Origin of the sequence: Pseudomonas sp. CAN1 (assembly GCF_030462585.1) — a bacterium.
Classification (GTDB): Bacteria; Pseudomonadota; Gammaproteobacteria; order Pseudomonadales; family Pseudomonadaceae; genus Pseudomonas.
In genome coordinates, this window is record NZ_JASMRU010000025.1 from 63,335 (window position 1) to 81,765 (window position 18,431).

Annotated in this window: 13 protein-coding genes; 1 reads left to right on the forward strand and 12 read right to left on the reverse strand. The window is 65.5% G+C overall.

The features are described 5' to 3' along the window. Positions 1-119 precede the first annotated feature (119 nt). The 10 genes from QO207_RS24575 to QO207_RS24620 form a co-directional block, all read right to left on the reverse strand. The gene (locus tag QO207_RS24575; protein ID WP_143489530.1) at positions 120-335 is read right to left on the reverse strand and encodes a molybdopterin-binding protein; all 216 of its coding nucleotides are present in this window, start codon (positions 333-335) and stop codon (positions 120-122) included. A gap of 39 nt (positions 336-374) precedes the next feature. Beyond that, entirely contained in the window at positions 375-1,202 is an 828-nt protein-coding gene (ssuB, locus tag QO207_RS24580) for an aliphatic sulfonates ABC transporter ATP-binding protein (protein ID WP_301534875.1), read from the reverse strand. Beyond that, the gene (ssuC, locus tag QO207_RS24585; protein WP_301534876.1) at positions 1,199-1,993 is read right to left on the reverse strand and encodes an aliphatic sulfonate ABC transporter permease SsuC; all 795 of its coding nucleotides are present in this window, start codon (positions 1,991-1,993) and stop codon (positions 1,199-1,201) included. The genes ssuB and ssuC overlap by 4 nt, the downstream gene beginning before the upstream one ends. A gap of 124 nt (positions 1,994-2,117) precedes the next feature. Beyond that, on the reverse strand, positions 2,118-3,266 hold the full coding sequence (gene ssuD / locus QO207_RS24590; RefSeq protein ID WP_301534877.1) for an FMNH2-dependent alkanesulfonate monooxygenase: 1,149 nt from the start codon (positions 3,264-3,266) through the stop codon (positions 2,118-2,120). A gap of 170 nt (positions 3,267-3,436) precedes the next feature. Further along, positions 3,437-4,399: a sulfonate ABC transporter substrate-binding protein gene (locus QO207_RS24595; RefSeq protein WP_301534878.1), complete on the reverse strand. Its 963-nt coding sequence runs from the start codon at positions 4,397-4,399 to the stop codon at positions 3,437-3,439. Between the two features lie 134 nt (positions 4,400-4,533). Continuing rightward, positions 4,534-5,127: an NADPH-dependent FMN reductase gene (gene ssuE / locus QO207_RS24600; RefSeq protein ID WP_301534879.1), complete on the reverse strand. Its 594-nt coding sequence runs from the start codon at positions 5,125-5,127 to the stop codon at positions 4,534-4,536. A 286-nt stretch (positions 5,128-5,413) separates the two neighbouring features. Beyond that, positions 5,414-6,166: an ABC transporter ATP-binding protein gene (locus tag QO207_RS24605; protein WP_301534880.1), complete on the reverse strand. Its 753-nt coding sequence runs from the start codon at positions 6,164-6,166 to the stop codon at positions 5,414-5,416. Next, positions 6,166-7,002, reverse strand: coding sequence for an ABC transporter permease (locus tag QO207_RS24610; protein ID WP_301534889.1), 837 nt, complete (start codon positions 7,000-7,002; stop codon positions 6,166-6,168). The genes QO207_RS24605 and QO207_RS24610 overlap by 1 nt, the downstream gene beginning before the upstream one ends. An 18-nt stretch (positions 7,003-7,020) precedes the next feature. Continuing rightward, positions 7,021-8,034 carry an aliphatic sulfonate ABC transporter substrate-binding protein gene (locus QO207_RS24615; protein ID WP_301534881.1) on the reverse strand — a complete coding sequence of 338 codons (1,014 nt, stop codon included), beginning with the start codon at positions 8,032-8,034 and terminating at the stop codon, positions 7,021-7,023. A 191-nt stretch (positions 8,035-8,225) separates the two neighbouring features. Then, positions 8,226-8,864 (reverse strand): peroxiredoxin, encoded by a 639-nt coding sequence (locus QO207_RS24620; RefSeq protein ID WP_045212297.1) that lies wholly within the window; start codon positions 8,862-8,864, stop codon positions 8,226-8,228. Positions 8,865-9,158: 294 nt separating this feature from the next. Between QO207_RS24620 and QO207_RS24625 the strand changes: the two genes are divergently transcribed. Then, positions 9,159-9,368 carry a DUF6316 family protein gene (locus QO207_RS24625; RefSeq protein ID WP_301534882.1) on the forward strand — a complete coding sequence of 70 codons (210 nt, stop codon included), beginning with the start codon at positions 9,159-9,161 and terminating at the stop codon, positions 9,366-9,368. Positions 9,369-9,690: 322 nt separating this feature from the next. Here QO207_RS24625 and QO207_RS24630 read toward each other — a convergent pair whose 3' ends face one another. Beyond that, on the reverse strand, positions 9,691-10,875 hold the full coding sequence (locus tag QO207_RS24630) for a thiolase family protein (RefSeq protein WP_301534883.1): 1,185 nt from the start codon (positions 10,873-10,875) through the stop codon (positions 9,691-9,693). Positions 10,876-11,055: 180 nt separating this feature from the next. Then, positions 11,056-18,420 (reverse strand): DUF5801 repeats-in-toxin domain-containing protein, encoded by a 7,365-nt coding sequence (locus QO207_RS24635; RefSeq protein WP_301534884.1) that lies wholly within the window; start codon positions 18,418-18,420, stop codon positions 11,056-11,058. Positions 18,421-18,431: the final 11 nt, after the last annotated feature.

Here is an 18,431-nt window from a genome sequence, read left to right on the forward strand (position 1 = left end):
GCAAGGGGACGGAGATTCGCGGACAAGGTCCGCTCCTACGCAAGCAGTCCTGCGTTTCCCGACACAAAAGAAAACGGGCAGCCCGTTTCCGGACTGCCCGCTCCCATCCAGCGCCGCACTCACAGCTTGGCGATGGAGACCTCGGTGGATTTCACGAAGGCGATCACTTCGCTGCCGACGACCAGTTCCAGTTCCTTCACGGAACGGGTGGTGATCACCGAGGTGACGATGCCGGCGGCGGTCTGCACGTCGATTTCCGACAGCACGTCGCCTTCGACGATTTCCTTGATGGTGCCTTTGAACTGGTTGCGGACGTTGATGGCTTTGATGGTCATGGCGTAGCTCCTTGGGAGAATGGGGTGTTCACTGTGGGTTCAAAGCGCCCAGCGCAGTTGCGTGGGCAGTGGGGAAACGGGTTCCGGCTCGGGCGGCTGGGCCGGCAGCGACAGCACGCGTTCGAGCACTTCGGCTTCCAGCGCGGCGAGCCTGGCCGAGCCACGGGCACGCGGCCGGTGCAGCTCGACATTGAGGTCCAGGCCGATCTCGCCATCCTCGATGAGGATCACCCGGTCGGCGATCGCCACGGCCTCGCTGACGTCGTGGGTGACCAGCAGCACGGTGAAGCCATGCTGCTGCCAGAGGTTCTCGATCAGTTGCTGCATCTCGATGCGGGTCAGGGCATCCAGCGCGCCCAGCGGCTCGTCGAGCAGCAGCAGGCGCGGCTGGTGGATCAGCGCACGGGCCAGGGCCACGCGCTGTTTCTGGCCGCCAGACAGGCCCGCCGGCCATTCATTGGCGCGGTCTGACAGGCCTACCGCCGCCAGAGCATCCAGCGCCTTCGGACGCCAGTCGCCCTTGAGGCCCAGGCCGACGTTGTCGATCACCCGTTTCCACGGCAGCAGGCGCGAGTCCTGGAACATCAGGCGGGTCTCTTCGCGGGCGCTTTCCAGCGACGCGGAGCCGGCCAGCAACTGGCCGTCGCTGGCTTCATCGAGCCCGGCCAGCAGGCGCAGCAGGGTGCTCTTGCCGCAACCGCTGCGGCCGACGATGGCGACGAACTGGCCAGCGGGAATCCGCAGGTCGATGCCCTTGAGCACCTCGCGTTCGCCGAAGCGCTTGCGCACGTTTTCCAGCGCCAGCGGGATGCCTTTCTTCAGTTGCTGCGGCAGCTGCTTTTGAGACAGCGGATTGACTGCGTTCATGCCGCACCTCCCTTGACCTGATAGGCCGGGTGCCAGCGCAGCCAGATGCGTTCCAGGCCACGGGCGGCGAGGTCGGCGAGCTTGCCGAGCACGGCGTAGAGGAGGATCGCCAGCACCACCACGTCGGTCTGCAGGAACTCCCGGGCGTTCATCGCCAGGTAGCCGATGCCGGAGTTGGCGGAGATGGTCTCGGCGACGATCAGGGTCAGCCACATGAAGCCCAGGGCGAAGCGCACGCCGACCAGGATCGAGGGCAGCGCGCCGGGCAGGATCACCTGGCGGAACAGCGCGAAGCCGGACAGCCCGTAGCTGCGCGACATTTCCAGCAGCCCCGGATCGATATTGCGGATGCCGTGGTAGGTGTTGAGGTAGATCGGGAACAGCGTGCCGAGGGCGACCAGGAAGATCTTCGCCGACTCGTCGATGCCGAACCACAGGATCACCAGCGGGATCAGCGCCAGGTGCGGCACGTTGCGGATCATCTGCACCGAGCTGTCGAGGAAGCGCTCGCCCCACTGCGACAGGCCGGTGATCAGGCCCAGCACCAGGCCGATGCTGCCGCCGATGACGAAGCCGACGGCGGCGCGCCAGGTGCTGATCGCCAGGTGTTGCCAGAGTTCGCCGCTGACCACCAGGTGGTAGCCGGCCTCAGCCACGGCGCTGGGCGCGGGCAGGATGCGGCTGGACAGCCAGCCGAATTCCACCGCCAACTGCCAGATGACCACCAGGCCCACCGGCAGGGCCCAGGGCGCGAGGCGCTGGGCAATGGTATTGACGCTCTTGTTACTCATTCTCGGATCTCCCACCCGAATGGTTCGCGAGCAAGCTCGCTCCTACAGCTACGTAGGGCGCATAACGCGCCAGCGTTATCCGCCATGGCGGATGAAGCGTTCCGCTTCATGCGCCCTACGGGTGTCAGCTGGCAGCGGTGGCTTTCGGCAGGATGTCGTTGGCGACCATCTCGCCGAACGGGCTGACATAGCCACGTGCCTGCGGCGCCTGCGCCTGAGCCAGGTCCAGATGCGGGAAGAGCAGTTCGGCGACCCGGTAGGACTCTTCCAGGTGCGGGTAACCGGAGAAGATGAAGGTGTCGATGCCCAGCTCCGCGTACTCCTTCACGCGCGCCGCCACGGTCGGGCCGTCGCCCACCAGCGCGGTGCCGGCGCCGCCACGTACCAGGCCGACACCGGCCCAGAGGTTGGGGCTGACTTCCAGGTTGTCCTTGTTGCCGCCGTGCAGGGCGGCCATGCGTTGCTGGCCGACGGAGTCGAAGCGCGCCAGCGAGGCCTGGGCACGGGCGATGGTGTCGTCGTCCAGGTGGGAGATCAGGCGGTCGGCGGCCTGCCAGGCTTCCTCGTTGGTCTCGCGGACGATCACGTGCAGGCGGATGCCGAAGCGCACGCTGCGGCCCTGCCTGGCGGCCTTCTCGCGTACCTGGGCGATCTTCTCGGCAACAGCGGCCGGCGGCTCGCCCCAGGTCAGGTACAGCTCGACCTGCTCGGCGGCCAGATCCTGGGCGGCATCGGAGGAGCCGCCGAAATACAGCGGCGGACGCGGTTGCTGGATCGGCGGATAGAGCAGCTTGGCGCCCTTCACCTGCAGGTGCTTGCCGTCGTAGTCGACGGTCTCCCCTTCCAGCACGCGGCGCCAGATGCGGGTGAATTCGACCGAGGCTTCGTAGCGCTCGGCGTGGCTCAGGTGCAGGCCGTCACCGGCCAGCTCGTCCGGGTCGCCGCCGGTCACCAGGTTGAACAGCGCGCGCCCACCGGAGAGCCGGTCGAGGGTTGCGGCCTGGCGGGCGGCCACGGTCGGGGAAATGATGCCCGGGCGCAAGGCGACCAGGAATTTCAGGCGCTGGGTCACCGGGATCAGCGAGGCGGCGACCAGCCAGGAGTCCTCGCAGGAGCGGCCGGTGGGGATCAGTACGCCACCGAAACCAAGGCGGTCGGCAGCCTGGGCGACCTGTTGCAGATAACCGTGGTCGACAGCGCGGGCGCCTTCGGCGGTGCCCAGGTAATGGCCGTCGCCGTGGGTCGGCAGGAACCAGAAGATATTCAGACTCATCGCAGTAACTCCAGATAAGCGCGCCGGCGTGGCGTAGCCGCGCGATGATGGGATTGGGGTGGTTCGTGTTGCGTTCTTGTAGGAGCGAGCTTGCTCGCGAACGGATTCCCCGGCAGTTCCTGGGCTGGGCGGGTTCGCGAGCAAGCTCGCTCCTACGAAAAGCGGATCGGTTACTGGGCGGCCACCTTGGCCGGTGCGGTCCAGACCACGTCCTTGATGCTCAGCTTCCTGGGGATCAGCTTCAGGTCGGTGAAGGTGTCGGCGATCTTCTGTTGCGCCGCGGTGACTTCCGGGGTGATCGGCTGGGCGCCGTAGCCCTGGCGTTTCACCGCAGTGAAGGTGATGTCCGCCGGCAGGCCGAGCAGCGGCGCGACCTGGTCGGTGACCTGCTGCGGGTTCTGCTGCGACCACTCGCCGACCGAGCGCACTTCGTCGATCAGGGTGGTGATCACCTGCGGGTGGTTGGTCGCGTAGGGACGGGTCGCCAGGTAGAACTGGTGGTTATCCACAAGGTCGGAACCGTCCACCAGCGTGCGGGCGGAAAGCTGCTTCTCGGCGGCGGCCTGGTACGGGTCCCAGATCACCCAGGCATCCACGCTGCCGCGCTCGAAGGCGGCGCGGGCGTCGGCCGGCGGCAGGTACACGGGCTGGATGTCGCTGTACTTCAGGCCGGCCTTCTCCAGGGCGCGCACCAGCAGGTAGTGCACGTTGGAGCCCTTGTTCAGGGCGACCTTCTTGCCCTTGAGCTCGGCGACGGATTTGATCGGCGAATCCTTGGGCAGCAGGATCGCTTCGCTGGTCGGCGCCGGCGGTTCGTGGGCGACGTAGACGAGATCGGCGCCAGCGGCCTGGGCAAATACCGGCGGGGTTTCGCCGGTAACGCCGAAGTCGATGCTGCCGACGTTCAGGCCTTCCAGCAGCTGCGGGCCACCGGGGAATTCGGTCCATTGCACCTTGACGCCCTGCTCGGCCAGGCGCTTCTCCAGCGTGCCACGGGCCTTGAGCAGCACCAGGGTGCCGTACTTCTGGTAGCCGATACGCACGGTACCGGGTTGTTCGTCTGCCTGGGCGTTGTAGGACAGGGCCGCGATCAGCAGGGCCGCCAGTCCACTACGCAAAGTGAGGGTCCGCATGGGAGTGCTCCTTTATCGAGTGTGCTTGCCGGACCTGCGGTCCCGTTGTCGGGACGGTGAGGGCCTTTCATTTTTTGACGCAGTTGCCGCCTGCCGGGTTGGGGCTTGGCGTTCGACTGCGTTGGTGTTGTCGGTCAGATGCTCCAGCGGGCGTTGATCAGCCGTTCGTTGAGCAGGTTCGGGTCGTTGGGTTTCGGCCGGCGCACGAGGGCGCCGTGGAACTGTTCCAGGGATTCCAGCAGTCGGTGTTCGAGGGTCGATTCCAGGCGCGCCGGGGTATTGCCCTCGGGGTATTGCACCTGGCTCTCTTCGGCGAACACGCCGTGCAGGGTTTCCTGTGCCTTCAACGCGGCGAGGACCGGCTTGAGCGCATAGTCCACCGCCAGCATGTGGGCGTTGCTACCGCCGGTGGCCAGGGGCAGCACTACCTTGTGCGCCAGCGCCCGCTCCGGCAGCAGGTCGAGGATGACCTTCAGCGCACCGGCGATGGACGCCTTGTACACCGGGGTGGAAATCACCAGGCCGTCGGCGCGCAGCACCTGCTCGATCAGCTCGACAATGCGCGGGCTATCGAAGCGTGCGTGCAGCAGCTCCTCGGCCGGGAAGTCGTGCACGCTGTAGGAGCGCACCTCGGCGCCGTGCGCGTGCAGCCAGTTCCGCGCGATGTCCAGGAGGACACCGGAGCGGGAACGCTGGCTCGGGCTGCCGGCAAGGGTGACTACATACATCTGCACGCTTCCTTATAACGATCAGGGCGGTATAAATGCCGTCCTGCTAACCAATGTGCATAGACCTTACCAGTCCTCCTCATATTCCAATAAATGGTATTTATTCATTTAGTTATGCGATTTTGTTTTAATGTAGGAGCGAGCTTGCTCGCGAACCTCTCCACGACGGAGTTGCCGGGAAGGGCCCGTAGGATGGGTGGAGCGCAGCGATACCCATGCTGCCAGCCGGCACGTGCGGATCGATGGGTATCGCTACGCTCCACGCCATCCTACGCAGAGCGTCGGCTCAGATAACGTGGGATTGGTGCAGCTCGGTCAACGCTTCGCCGCGCAGGAAGGCCAGCTCGACGGCGCGACGGTCGCGCGGGCGCGGCAGCGGCACGGGGAATTCGCGGCGCAGGCGGCTGGGCGTGCCGCCCAGCAGCAGCACGCGATCACTGAGATAGAAGGCTTCATCGAGGTCGTGGGTGACCAGCAGGATGCTGATGTCGTATTCCAGCGCCAGTTGCTGGATCAGGTCCTGCAGGCGAATGCGGGTGAAGGCGTCCACTGCGCTGAAGGGCTCGTCCAGCAGCAGCACCTGCGGCCGGCCATAGAGGCCACGGGCGATGGCCGCGCGCTGGGCCATGCCACCGGAGAGCTGCTTGGGCAGCAGTTCGCCCTTGCCTTCCAGTCCGACGTCGCGCAGCAGGTGCTCGATGCGCTGCTCGTCGGCCAGCCAGCCGTCAGCGAAGCCGATGTTCTGCGCGACGGTCAGCCAGGGCAGCAGGCGCGGCTCCTGGAACACCACGCCGACGCCACCACCGCCACGGCCGCTATCACCATCCGGGCCGAAGCCCAGCAAAGGGTTGCGCTCCAGGGAGCCGGCGAACTCGTCGTCCAGCCCGGCGGCGATACGCAGCAGGGTACTTTTTCCACAGCCGCTGGGGCCGAGCAGGCTGACCACTTCGCCCGGCGCCAGGCTCAGGCTGACGTCGTCCAGCACCCGCACGCCGGAGAAGCTCTTGCGGATATCACGCAGTTCCAGCAAGGCGCTCATCAACGGTCACCCTGCTCTTGCGGACGATTGCCTAGAAAGGTATCGCGCCAGACCAGCGCGCGCAGCTCAAGCGCCTTGAGCAGGCTGTCGCTGAGCTTGCCGAGCACCGCCAGCACCAGGATGGCGGCGATGACGATGTCCGGCCGCGAGGTTTCCCGGCCGTCGCTGAGCAGGTAGCCGAGGCCGCGGGTGGCGGCGATCAGTTCGGCGGCGACGAGGAACATCCAGCTCAGGCTCAACGCACCGCGCAGGCCGGTGAACAGGCTCGGCAGCGCCGCCGGCAGGAGGATGCGCCGCACCAGGGCGAAGGGTGACAGGTGATACAACCGGCCCAGCTCCACCCACTTGCGGTCGACGTTGCGCACGCCGGCCACCAGCGAGAGGTACACGGGGAAGAAGGCGCCGAGGGCGATCAGCACGATCTTCGGGGTTTCGTCGATGCCCAGCCAGAGCAGCAGCAAGGGCACCCAGGCCAGGCTGGGGATGGCCCGCAGCGCCTGGAAGGTTGGCTCCAGATAGGCCTCGGCGCGCTGACTGAGGCCCACCCAGGTGCCGATCAGCACGGCCGCCGCCGCGCCGATGCAGAAGCCGGCGGCGACTCGCGCCAGGCTGGCGGCAACGTGTTTCCAGAGCTCGCCCTGGGCCAGTTGCCAGAGCGTCAGCGCAACACTGCTGGGCGCCGGCATCTGGTGCTCGGCGAGCCAGCCGATACGTACCGAGAACTCCAGTACGGCGCACAGCAGCAGCGGCACCAGCCAGGCGCGCCAGCTCAGCCGCGGCCAGCGCGGCTTCAGTGCGCGGCGCTGGCGGGCCAGGCGCAGGCTCTGGGAGGGCAGGCCCTGGGAAGACATGCCTTATTGCCCTGCCTTGGCGACGGCGGGCTTGCCGATCACTTCACCGGCCAGTTGCGGCGCGATCAGCTGATCGACCACGGCGGTGACATCGGTACCCGGCCGCACCAGTTGCTCGTCCAGCAGGATCGGTGCAGCGGCCTTCAGCGCGGCCACCTGTTCGGCCCCCGGCAACGGCTTGCTGAAGTCAGTGCGCGAGAGTTGCAGCTTCGCCACCTCCAGCGGCAGCTTGGCTTCCTCGGCGAGCAGCTTGGCGGTTTCCTCCGGGTGCGCCACGGCCCACTGGCGCGCCTCTTCGTAGGCGGCGATGACCTGCCTGATCAGCTCCGGCTGCTCCTTCTCGAACTTCTCGGTCACGCTGAGCACGCCGTAGCTGTTGAAGTCGACGTTGCGGTACAGCAGCCGCGAGCCGGCCTGCAGTTCGCTGGCGGCCATGTGCGGATCGAGGCCGGCCCAGGCGTCCACCCTGCCCTGCTCCAGCGCGGCGCGGCCGTCCGGGTGCTGCAGGTGGACGATCTCCACGTCGTTCTTGTCCAGCCCGGCCTGCTGCAGGCTGCGCAGCAGGAACAGGTAGGGATCGGTGCCCTTGGTCGCGGCGATCTTCTTGCCCTTTAGGTCGGCGACGGATTTCAGCGGCGAATCCTTGGGCACCACCAGTGCCGTCCATTCCGGGCGGCTGGCGATGTACACGGTCTTCAGCGGGCTGCCGTTGGCGCGGCTGAGCACGGCAGCCAATCCCGCGGTGGAGGCGAAATCGGTGCTGCCGGCGTTGAGGTATTCCAGTGAGCGATTGCTGCCCTGGCTGAACACCCAGCGCACCTCGGTGCCCTGCGGCTTGAGGGATTTCTCCAGCCAGCCGAAGTGTTTGAGCACCAGGCTGGTGGGCGCGTAGTAGGCGTAGTCCAGGCGCACCTCTTTGGGGGCGTCGGCGGCTTGGGCGGGGCTGTTGTAGGCGCCGATCGGCAGGCTCGCGAGAAGAGCGACGGCCAGGCTGCGGCGCCAGGTGGAATGACCCATGGTCGTTCTCCTTGGCGTGGGCTGACGTCTTCTTCCCGTTTGGCGGGCAAGTCAGAAGCTGGACAGTGAAGGCTGAATAAAAAAGCGCGGCGTGGTCCGCGCGTGAAGGATAAAAAATGGGCCGGCGAACCGGCCCGATTTCCCGCTCGAGGTTTGCTCGGACAGTGACTCCCCGGATGGGGAGCGGAGAGTCACTTGTTCGGTTGCGGCGTCAGGCGCAGGTAGGGTTTGATCGCACGGTAGCCCTTGGGGAAACGCTGCTTGATCTCTTCCTCGTCCTTGAGCGAGGGCACGATCACCACGTCATCGCCGTCCTGCCAGTTGCCCGGCGTCGCGACCTTGTGGTTGTCGGTGAGCTGCAGCGAGTCGATGACGCGCAGGATCTCGTTGAAGTTGCGCCCGGTGCTCGCCGGGTAGGTGATGGTCAGGCGCACCTTCTTGTTCGGGTCGATGACGAACAGCGAACGCACGGTGAGGGTGTCGTTGGCGTTCGGGTGGATCAGGTCGTACAGCTCGGACACCTTGCGGTCGGCGTCGGCAATGATCGGGAAGTTGACCACGGTGTTCTGGGTCTCGTTGATGTCTTCGATCCACTTCACGTGGGAGTCCACCGGGTCGACGGACAGGGCGATCACCTTCACGCCCTTGGCGGCGAACTGGTCCTTGAGCTTGGCGGTCAGGCCCAGCTCGGTGGTGCACACCGGGGTGAAGTCAGCCGGGTGGGAGAACAGAACGCCCCAGCTGTTGCCGAGCCATTCATGGAAACGGATGCGGCCTTCGCTGGATTCCTGTTCGAAGTCGGGGGCGATGTCGCCAAGTCGCAAGCTCATGGGTCTCTCCTTGTTCGTGTTGGTAACCACTATGCACAAGGTCTTTACGCATTAAAAAGAATATATTTTGATTTTCTTATAATCAAAAACAACTATCTTTCGATGACCCTGTTCGGCGACGACCGCCGCCGGACACTGAGCATAGACAAGCTTCAGCCAACGCCCGGGAGAGGCGGTGTTTCATCCATGAGACAAACCCTCACCGTTCGTCGCCATCCGTCTGTAGCCCCTGTACGGCGGGGCTTTGCGGCATACACTCGGATGAATTAATCCTTTCGTTCGGGAGGTCAGCATATGTTGGGACAACGCGTCGACGACGGCCACGCGGCCACCCATTACCGCAGTGACCGGATCAGCTCGGTCAATGGCCAGTACTTCTTCTCCACCCGTGAGGGAACCCTGGAAGGGCCCTACTTCACCCGCTTCGATGCCGAGCGCGAAATCGCCCAGTACATCAGCCGCATGCAGCAGGCGGCAGGACTGATGGCGCGCGTGACGCAGTGATCTTCGGCTGATCTCGTGCAAACGAAAAACCCCGGCCTGGTGCCGGGGTTTTCTTTATCTGCGCACAGGTAAACGGTTCGCGAGCAAGCTCGCTCCTACAGTTCCGGCTGACGTGCTCTGCGTAGGAGCGAGCTTGCTCGCGAACCCCACCCAACGCCGAGCTTGCGGGAACCAAATCTCTCGCATACACCAGCGCCCACGGCTAACGCATACCCAATGAAAAACCCCCGGCGTCACCGCCGGGGGTTTTCATCAGTGCCGTGCCGCTTGCGTGGAGCGGCCGGCGCCATTCGGGCGGGACGTGAGCCCGCGCCCGTCGTGCTCAGCGAACGGCCTCGAACAGGCCGGTGGCGCCCATGCCGCCGCCGACACACATGGTGACGACGCCGTAGCGCAGGTTGCGGCGCTGCAGTTCGCGGATCAGGTGGCCGACCTGGCGCGAGCCGGTCATGCCGAAGGGGTGGCCGATGGAGATGGAGCCGCCGTTGACGTTGTACTTCTCGTTGTCGATGCCCAGGCGATCACGGGCGTAGAGGCACTGCGAGGCGAAGGCTTCGTTGAGTTCCCAGAGGTCGATGTCGGCGACTTGCAGGCCCTTGGCCTTGAGCAGCTTGGGCACCGAGAACACCGGGCCGATGCCCATCTCGTCGGGCTCGCAGCCGGCAACGGTGAAGCCGCGGAAGAAGGCCTTGGGTTTCAGGCCCAGCTCCAGCGCCTTGTCCAGGCTCATGATCAGGGTCATGGAGGCGCCGTCGGAGAGTTGCGAGGCGTTGCCGGCGGTGACCGAGCCGTCCTCGGCGAATACCGGCTTGAGGGAGTTCAGGCCCTCAAGGGTGGTTTCCGGGCGGTTGCAGTCGTCGCGGTCGACGACGCCGTCGAGCACCTTCTTCTCGCCGGTGGCCTTGTCTTCCACCAGGTACTTCACGCTCATCGGCACGATTTCGTCGTCGAACAGGCCTTCGGCCTGGGCGCGGGCGGTGCGCTGCTGGCTCTGCAGGGAGTACAGGTCCTGCTGCTCGCGGGTGACGTTGTAGCGGCGGGCGACGATCTCGGCGGTCTGGCCCATGGGGTAGTAGATGCCGGGGAAGTCCGACTCCAGGCGCGGGTTGACGAAGTTGTCACGGTTCATCTTGCCCGCGGTCATGCTGATCGACTCGACGCCGCCGGCCACCAGGATGTCGCTGCAGCCCGAGGCCACCTGGTTGGCGGCGATGGCGATGGCCTGCAGGCCCGAGGAGCAGTAGCGGTTGAGGGTCATGCCGGCGACATGGGTGCCCAGGCGCGACAGCACGGCGGCGTTGCGGCCGATGTTGTGGCCCTGGGCGCCTTCGTTGGAGCCGGCGCCAACCACGCAGTCGTCCACCAGCAGCGGGTCGAGGTTGTTGCGCGCCAGCAGCGCGTCGATGCAATGGGCGACCATGTCATCCGGACGGGTCATGTTGAATTTGCCACGGAAGGACTTGGCCAGGCCGGTACGGACGCTGTCGACGATCACCACTTCGCGCATGGGGAAACCTCGTTGCTTGTTGTTCGTTGGGGAGGATGGTGTGGCCCCGAGCATAGGCGGCAGTGAGGACGCACGGCGACGATCATTCACCAGCCGTATAGCCGTGCCCCCACCCTCGTTGGGCGGGGGATAAACGAAACCGCCGCCCGGAGGCGGCGGTTTCGACCGGTGTTGCGAAGGTTAAACGGTGTCGGTCTTGATCGCGTGGTCGCCCAGCAGGCCGTTGAGCACGGTATGGGTATCCCCTGCCGAGAGCACGCCGTTGCCAGCATGGCCGGCGTACTTGGCGGCCAGGTCGACGTTGGCCAGGTCGATGGTCTGGGTGGTGGTGCCGCCGCTGGTGGGGCTGACGCCGATGCTGGTGGTGCCCGAGTTGACCGAGAAGGTCAGGTAGTGGGACAGCGAGTCGGCGTTGGGCAGTGCGCCCTGCAGCAGGTCGGCCAGGTTCAGGCTGTCGCCTTCGGCGATGCTGAAGTCCTTGATCACGTCGTGGCCGGTGTCACCCGACTTCCAGATGAACTCGTCCGCGCCGGTGCCGCCGTACATGATGTCGTCGCCCGGCCCACCGATCAGCTTGTCGTTGCCGCCCTGGCCGAACATCAGGTCATTGCCGGCGCCGCCTTCGAGGATGTCGTTGCCGCCGCGCATGTCGCCTGCGACGTTGAACTGGTCCGCGTGCTGGACGATGTAGTTGGTCACCTGGGCGACGGTGGGCGCGCTGCCGTTGGTGGCGGTCAGGTAGTCCACCAGTGCCTGGTAGCCCTGGCCGTTGTGCGACCCGGCGGCGTGCCCGGCCCAGGCCAGCGCGTCGGTGTTGATGACATCGCCGAAGAGGATGTCATTGCCTGCGCCGCCGACCAGGTGGTCGTTGCCCACGGTCACCGGTGTGCTGGTGCTGAAGCCTTCCTGCAGGGCCGCCTGGAGCTGCTCGGCGGTGTTGATGATCTGCGGCTGGCCGACGCTGTTGGTGATGGTCTGGTTGTCGAGGTTGATCGAACCATTGCCGGTGGTGTCGGTGTTGTCGAAGAACTTCAGGTAGTTGCTGTTGATGCCGTTGCCGATGCCGATGGCATTGACGTCCACCGCATTGTCGCCGGTCAGGGCGCCGACGTGGTGCAGCATGTCGTTGCCCGAGACCAGTGCGGCGTTGATGTCGTTGTAGTTGGTGGTGTCACCGCTGTTGCTGTTGCCGTTGTAGACGGTCGGGTTGCCATCGGTGAGGAAGAACGCCAGGTTGACGTAACCGTGGGCTGCATCGGCATGGTTGGTGCTGACCTGGGTGTTGAACCACGCGGTCGCGGACTTCATCGCGTCGTCGTAGTTGGTCGCGCCGTCGGCTGCCAATTTGCCGATGGCAGCGATCAGCGCGGCGACATTGGCGGTGGTCAGGCCGTTGTAGGTGGTGACGTGCGAACTGTCGCTGAACGACACCAGGCTGATGTTGATCACCCCGTCATGGCCCTTGATCGCGTTGATCAGGTTGGTCAGCGCGTTCTTCGCCAGGGCCATGCGGGTCAGCCCTGCGGTGCCGGAGGGATCACCCATGCTGCCGGAGGTGTCGACGATCAGCGAGATGTTGTAGTTCTTGCCCGGCTGGGTATAGACCGACACGCCGCCAGCATCGCCGATCAGCACATCGTTGCCGCCGTTGCCGTTGATCTGCCCGGCCTTGTCCGCATCCAGCGGGCTGGGGACGGTGTGCAGGACGGAGGAGCCATCGACGTCACCGGCATTGCTGCCCACCACCAGGATCGGCTGGCCGTACTTCAGGCAGATATTGAGGTTGGCCGAGGCCGTGTCGCCATCGCCGTCGACGATGGTGTACTTGAACACCTCGCTGATCTGCCCGCTCTCCGGGAAGGCCACGCCGGCCTTGGAGGCGTAGGTGTAGTCGCCGGCCTGGTGGCCAGCAACGTCCTTGAGGTACACGGTCAGGGTGCCGCTGCTGGTCTGGATCGTCAGCAGGCCGGTGCTTGTGTTGTAGCTGCCGGTGGCGCTGGTGGCGTTGGGGTTGACGTTGGTGAAGGCGCCCGAGGCGTCCACGGCGAACTTCTCGCCGCCGAACTCGACCTGGGTGATGCGCACGGTGCCGTCGGCGCTCACCGGCACATCGTTGGCCAGCAGGTTGCCGCTGACCGAGTCGATGGTCACCAGGTTCTGCAGGGTGGCGGTGAGGTCGCTGGGCTGGGTGACGATGATCGGCGTGCCCTTGCCGTCGATGCCTACCAGGTCGGCGTTGGTGATCGAGGTGCCCAGGCCCACGGCATAGGCATCGACATGGTTGGTGGCGTCGTTGTTGTCACCATCCGGGTTGGCCAGGAAGGCCTTCCACTGGTTGATCGCGGTGCTGGTGTTGCCCTCGTTCGGCTGGCCGTCGGAGATGAAGTACACCCGGTTGATCGCCGCCGGATCATGGCCGCTAGCGGTGATGTCGGAGGTGACGTTGGTCTTGGCCAGGTTGAGCGCGACCTGGTAGTTGGTGTTGTCCTCGGTCTTGAGGCCGTTGATCTTGTTGACCAGCGCCGTGTACTGCGCATCCGAGGTGCCGTTGAAGTTGAAGTCGCCCAGGTCCTTGGCCGCGCTGGCAAAGGTCAGCAGCGACACGTGGATGGCAATGCCCATGGCCGCGTATTGCTGCACCAGGTTGACCAGCGCCGCCTTGGCGTTGGTCAGCTTGCTGCCGTCCATGCTGCCGGAGACATCCACCACCAGGGTCAGGTTGACCGCCGGCGGCGCCTGTTGCACCAGGCAGCGCGGCGAGTCGTCCACCGCCGTCGGGCCATCGTCGAGGAAGGTCAGCTTGCTGCCCAGGTCGATGCTGGCGGCCTTGGAGTCGCCGTCGCCATCGGTGACCGTGGCGGTCAGGCCGATCTTGCCGTTGGCCAGGCTCAGCGCATCGTTCGGGTCACTGGCATTGGGGTGCTTGAGGGCCAGTTGCTGGTCGAGCTTGACCACACCGGTGCCGCTGTCGAGCGTCACCTTGAACGCCAGCGCCCCGCCGGTGCCGCCGACGCGACCTTCGACCTGGGTATCGCTGACCTTGACCAGCACGATGTTCTGCCCGTCGGTGGTCTGCAGGCCGCTCTGGGTGCCGGTGGTGGCCGTCAGGCTGTAGGCGGTATTGCCGCCGTCAGCGCCCGTGCTGGAGTTGAACGCCGTGCTGAAGTTGGCGCTGGCGTCGACGCTCAGGTTGCTTTCGTCGACCGTCAGGGTCGGCACATGGCTGGTGTCCACGCTGATGGTCGGGCCATCGTCGAGGAAGGTCAGCTTGCTGCCCAGGTCCAGGCTGGCGGACTTGGAGTCGCCGTCGCCGTCGGTAATGGTGGCGACCAGGTTGATCTTGCCTGTGGCGATGCTCAGCGGATCGTTCGCGTCGGTGGTGACCGGATGCTTGAGCGCCATCTGCTGGTCGAGAGTGACGCTGCCGTTGTTCACCGTCACGGTGAAGGCAATGGCACCTCCGGAGCCGCCCACGCGGCCGACTACGCCGCCGTTTTCGTTGAACAGGTAGATCTTGGTGCCGTTGGTGATGCTCAGCCCGCTGTCGCTACCGTTGCCGACCGCAGCCACCGAGTAGACCAGCGAGCCGGCGCCATCGGCGCCGTAGCTGCTGGTGAACAGGCTGGTGATGTTGGCGCTGGCGTCGACGCCCAGGTTGCTCTCGTCCACGGTCAGCGCCGGGGCGCCTTGGGAGCTGGCAGTAATGCTCGGGCCGTCGTCATGGAAGCTCAGTTGGCTGCCCAGTTCGACACTGGCGCTGTGGGAGTCACCATCGCCATCGGTGATGGTGGCGGTCAGGCTGATCTTGCCGCCAGCGATGCTCAAAGCGTCATCCGGGTTGCTGCCGTCCGGATGCTTGAGCGCCATCTGCTGGTCGAGGATGACATTGCCGTTGTTCACCGTCACGGTGAAGGCAATGGCACCACCGGAGCCGCCCACGCGGCCAACCACGCCGCCGTTTTCATTGAACAGGAAGATCTTGTCGCCATTGGTGACGCGCAGGCCGCTGTCGCCGCCGTCGGTGCCGGCGACCACCTTGTACACCAGTGAGCCGGCGCCATCGGCGCCGTAGTGGCTGGTGAACAGGCTGGTGATGCTGGCACTGGCATTGGCGTTCAGGTTGCTCTCGTCCACCACCAGCGCCGGACCGTTGGCCTGGTTGGCGACGATGCTCGGACCGTCGTCGTGGAAGATCAGCTTGCTGCCCAGGTCCACCGTCGCGCTCTGATGGTCGCCGYCGCCATCGGTCACGGTGGCGGTCAGGCTGATCTTGCCGGTCGCGATGCTCAGCGTTTCATCATCGTTGTGGCTGTCGGGGTGAATGAAGGCGACGCGCTGCTCCAGGGTCAGCGCACCGCCATCGGGGCGTACGACGAAGGCGATGGTGTTCGTGCCTTCCACCTTGCCGACCACGCCGTTGCCATCGTTGAACAGCAGGATGCGCGCGCCGTCCGCGCTTGCGCGCAGGCCGCTGTCAGTCCCCTCCTGGGCCACGCTGACCTTGTAGGTCACGCTGCCCGCGCCATCGGCGCCATAGCTGGTGGTGAACAGCTGCGATACCAGCGAGGCTTCGACCCGTGCAGCGCTGCCCAGGGTGGTCTCGTCCACCACCAGGCTGATGTCGGCATCGGTGCAAGGCTGGATGCTGGGGCCATCGTCGAGGAAGGTCAGCTTGCCGCCCAGATCGATCTGCGCCGAGGCATGGTCGCCGTCGCCATCGGTGATGGTGGCGGTGAGGCTGATCTTGTCACTGCCGATGCTCAGCGGCTCATTGGAGTCGGTGGTGGTCGGGTGTACCAGCGCCCGCTGCTGGTCGAGGGTGATGGCGCCGTTGTGCAGGGTCACGCTGAAGGCCACCAGGTTGGTGCCCTCCACGCGGCCCACCACACCATCGGCGGTGTTGTAGAGGAAGATCTTGCTGCCGGTAGCGGTGTCCTTCAGCCCGCTATCGGTGCCGTCTGCAGTGGTGAGCTTGTAGGTGATGCCGCCCGCGCCGTCATTGCCGAAGTGGCTGGTGAACAGCCCGGACACATCGCTGGCCGAGGCACTGGCGCCGACGCCCAGCTGGGTCTCGTCCACCGTCAGCTTGATGTCCGCCGTGGTGCACGGCTCGATGCTCGGGCCATCGTCGTAGAACACCATCTTGCTGCCCAGGTCGACGTAGGCCGAGGCGTGGTCGCCGTCGCCATCGGTGACGGTCGCGGTGAGGGTGATCTTGCCATTCTCAAGACGCAGCGGTTCGTCCGAGTCATTCGGATTACCGTGCACCAGCGCCAGGCGCTGGTCGAGCACCAGCGCTCCGTTGTCCTCGCTGACCACGAAGGCGATGGCATTGCTGTGTTCAACGCGGCCGACCACCGTGCCGTTCTCGTTGTAGAGGAAGATACGGTCGCCGCTGGCGGTCTCGCGCAGGCCGCTGTCGGTGCCATCCGCTGTGCTCACCTTGTAGGTGATGTTGCCAGGGCCGTCGGCGCCGAAGTGCGATTCGAACAGCAGCGACACCAGGCTGGATTCGACGCGCGCATCGTTGCCCAGGTTGGACTCGTCCACCTCCAGGCTGATGTCGTAGATGGTGGACGGAGCAATGCTCGGGCCGTCATCGAGGAAGGTCAGCTTGCTGCCCAGGTCGATGCTCGCCGAGGCATGGTCGCCGTCACCGTCGGTGATGGTGGCGGTCAGGCTGACCTGGCCGGCCAGGTGAAGGGCGTCGTTGGGATTGCTGGCATCCGGATGGGCCATCGCCCGCAGCTGTTCCAGGGTGACCTTGCCGTCACCGTCGATGCTCACGCGGAAGGCAACGGTATTGGTGCCTTCCAGGCGACCTTCGACACCGTTGGCGGTGTTGTAGAGGAAGATCTTGCTGCCGGTGGCGGTGTCCTTCAGGCCACTGTCGGAGTTGTTGGCGGCGCTCAGCTTGTACTCGATGCTGCCGGCGCCATCAGCGCCATAGTGGGCGTTGAACAGATCGGCCACGTTGACGCTGCTGGTGTCGGGCTGGCCGAGCTGGGTTTCGTCCACGGTCAGCTTGATGTCGGCGTCCTTGCACGGCTCGATGCTCGGGCCGTCGTCGAGGAAAGTCAGCTTGCCGCCCAGGTCGATGCTCGCCGAGGCGTGGTCACCGTCGCCATCAGTGATGGTGGCGGTCAGGGTAATGGTGTTCGCATCGAGGCTGACGCCATCGTTGGCATCGCTGGCGTTGGGGTGAACCACCGCGCGCAGCTGGTCGAGGGTGACCTTGCCATCGGCATCCAGGGTCACACGGAAGGCCACGTCAGTGCCGGTGCCAACACGCCCTTCCACACCATTGGCGGTGTTGTAGAGGAAGATTTTCTCGCCCGTTGCGGTGTCCTTCAGGCCACTGTCGGTGCCATCGCTGGTGCCGACCTTGTAGGTGATGGAACCCGCGCCATCGGCGCCGAAGTGCGTGGTGAACAGGTCGGCCACGCTGGTGCTGCTGGTGTCACCGACACCCAGGTGGGTCTCGTCCACCGTCAGCCGGATATCGGCGTCCTTGCACGGCTCGATGCTCGGGCCATAGTCGAGGAAGCTCAGCTTGCCGCCCAGGTCGATGTGCGCGGTGGCGCTGTCGCCGTCCTTGTCGGTGATGGTGGCGCTGAGGTCGATCTTGCCGGCCAGGCTCAGCGAGTCGTTGGAATCATTCGGGTCGGAGTGGGCCAGGGCGCGCAGCTGCTCCAGGGTGACCTTGCCGTCACCGTCGATGCTCACGCGGAAGGCAACGGTGCTGGTGCCTTCCAGGCGACCCTCGACACCGTTGGCGGTGTTGTAGAGGAAGACCTTGCTGCCGGTCGCCGTGTCCTTCAGGCCACTGTCGGTGTTGTTGGCGGCTTCGAGCTTGTAGGTGATCGAGCCCGCGCCATCGGCGCCGTACTGGCCATTGAACAGATCGGCAACCGAGTCGCTGGTGGCCGGAACGCCCAACTGGGTCTCGTCCACGGTCAGGTGCAGGCCTTCGGTGTTGCCCACGGAAATGCTCGGGCCGTCGTCGAGGAAGGTCAGCTTGCTGCCCAGGTCGAGGCTGGCACTCTGGTGGTCGCCATCGGCGTCGGTCACGGTGGCGGTCAGGCTGATCTTGCCTTCGCCCAGGCTCAGCGGGTCGTTGGAGTCAGCAGCGTCCGGGTGAACCAGCGCACGCAGCTGGTCGAGGGTGATCTTGCCGTCCTCGCCCAGGGTCACGCGGAAGGCGACTGCGCCATCCGCACCGCCTACACGGCCTTCAACGCCATTGGCGGTGTTGAACAGGAAGATCTTGTCGCCAGTGGCGGTGTCCTTCACGCCGCTGTCGGTGTTGTCGGTGGTGGACACCTTGTAGGTGGTCGAACCGGCACCGTCGGCGCCGTACTGGGCATTGAACAGATCAGCTGCAGCAGCAGTGCTGGTGGCTGCCTGGCCGAGATTGGTCTCGTCCACGGTCAGGTGCAGGCCTTCGGTGTTGCCCACGGAAATGCTCGGGCCGTCGTCGAGGAAGGTCAGCTTGCTGCCCAGGTCGAGGCTGGCACTCTGGTGGTCGCCATCGGCGTCGGTCACGGTGGCGGTCA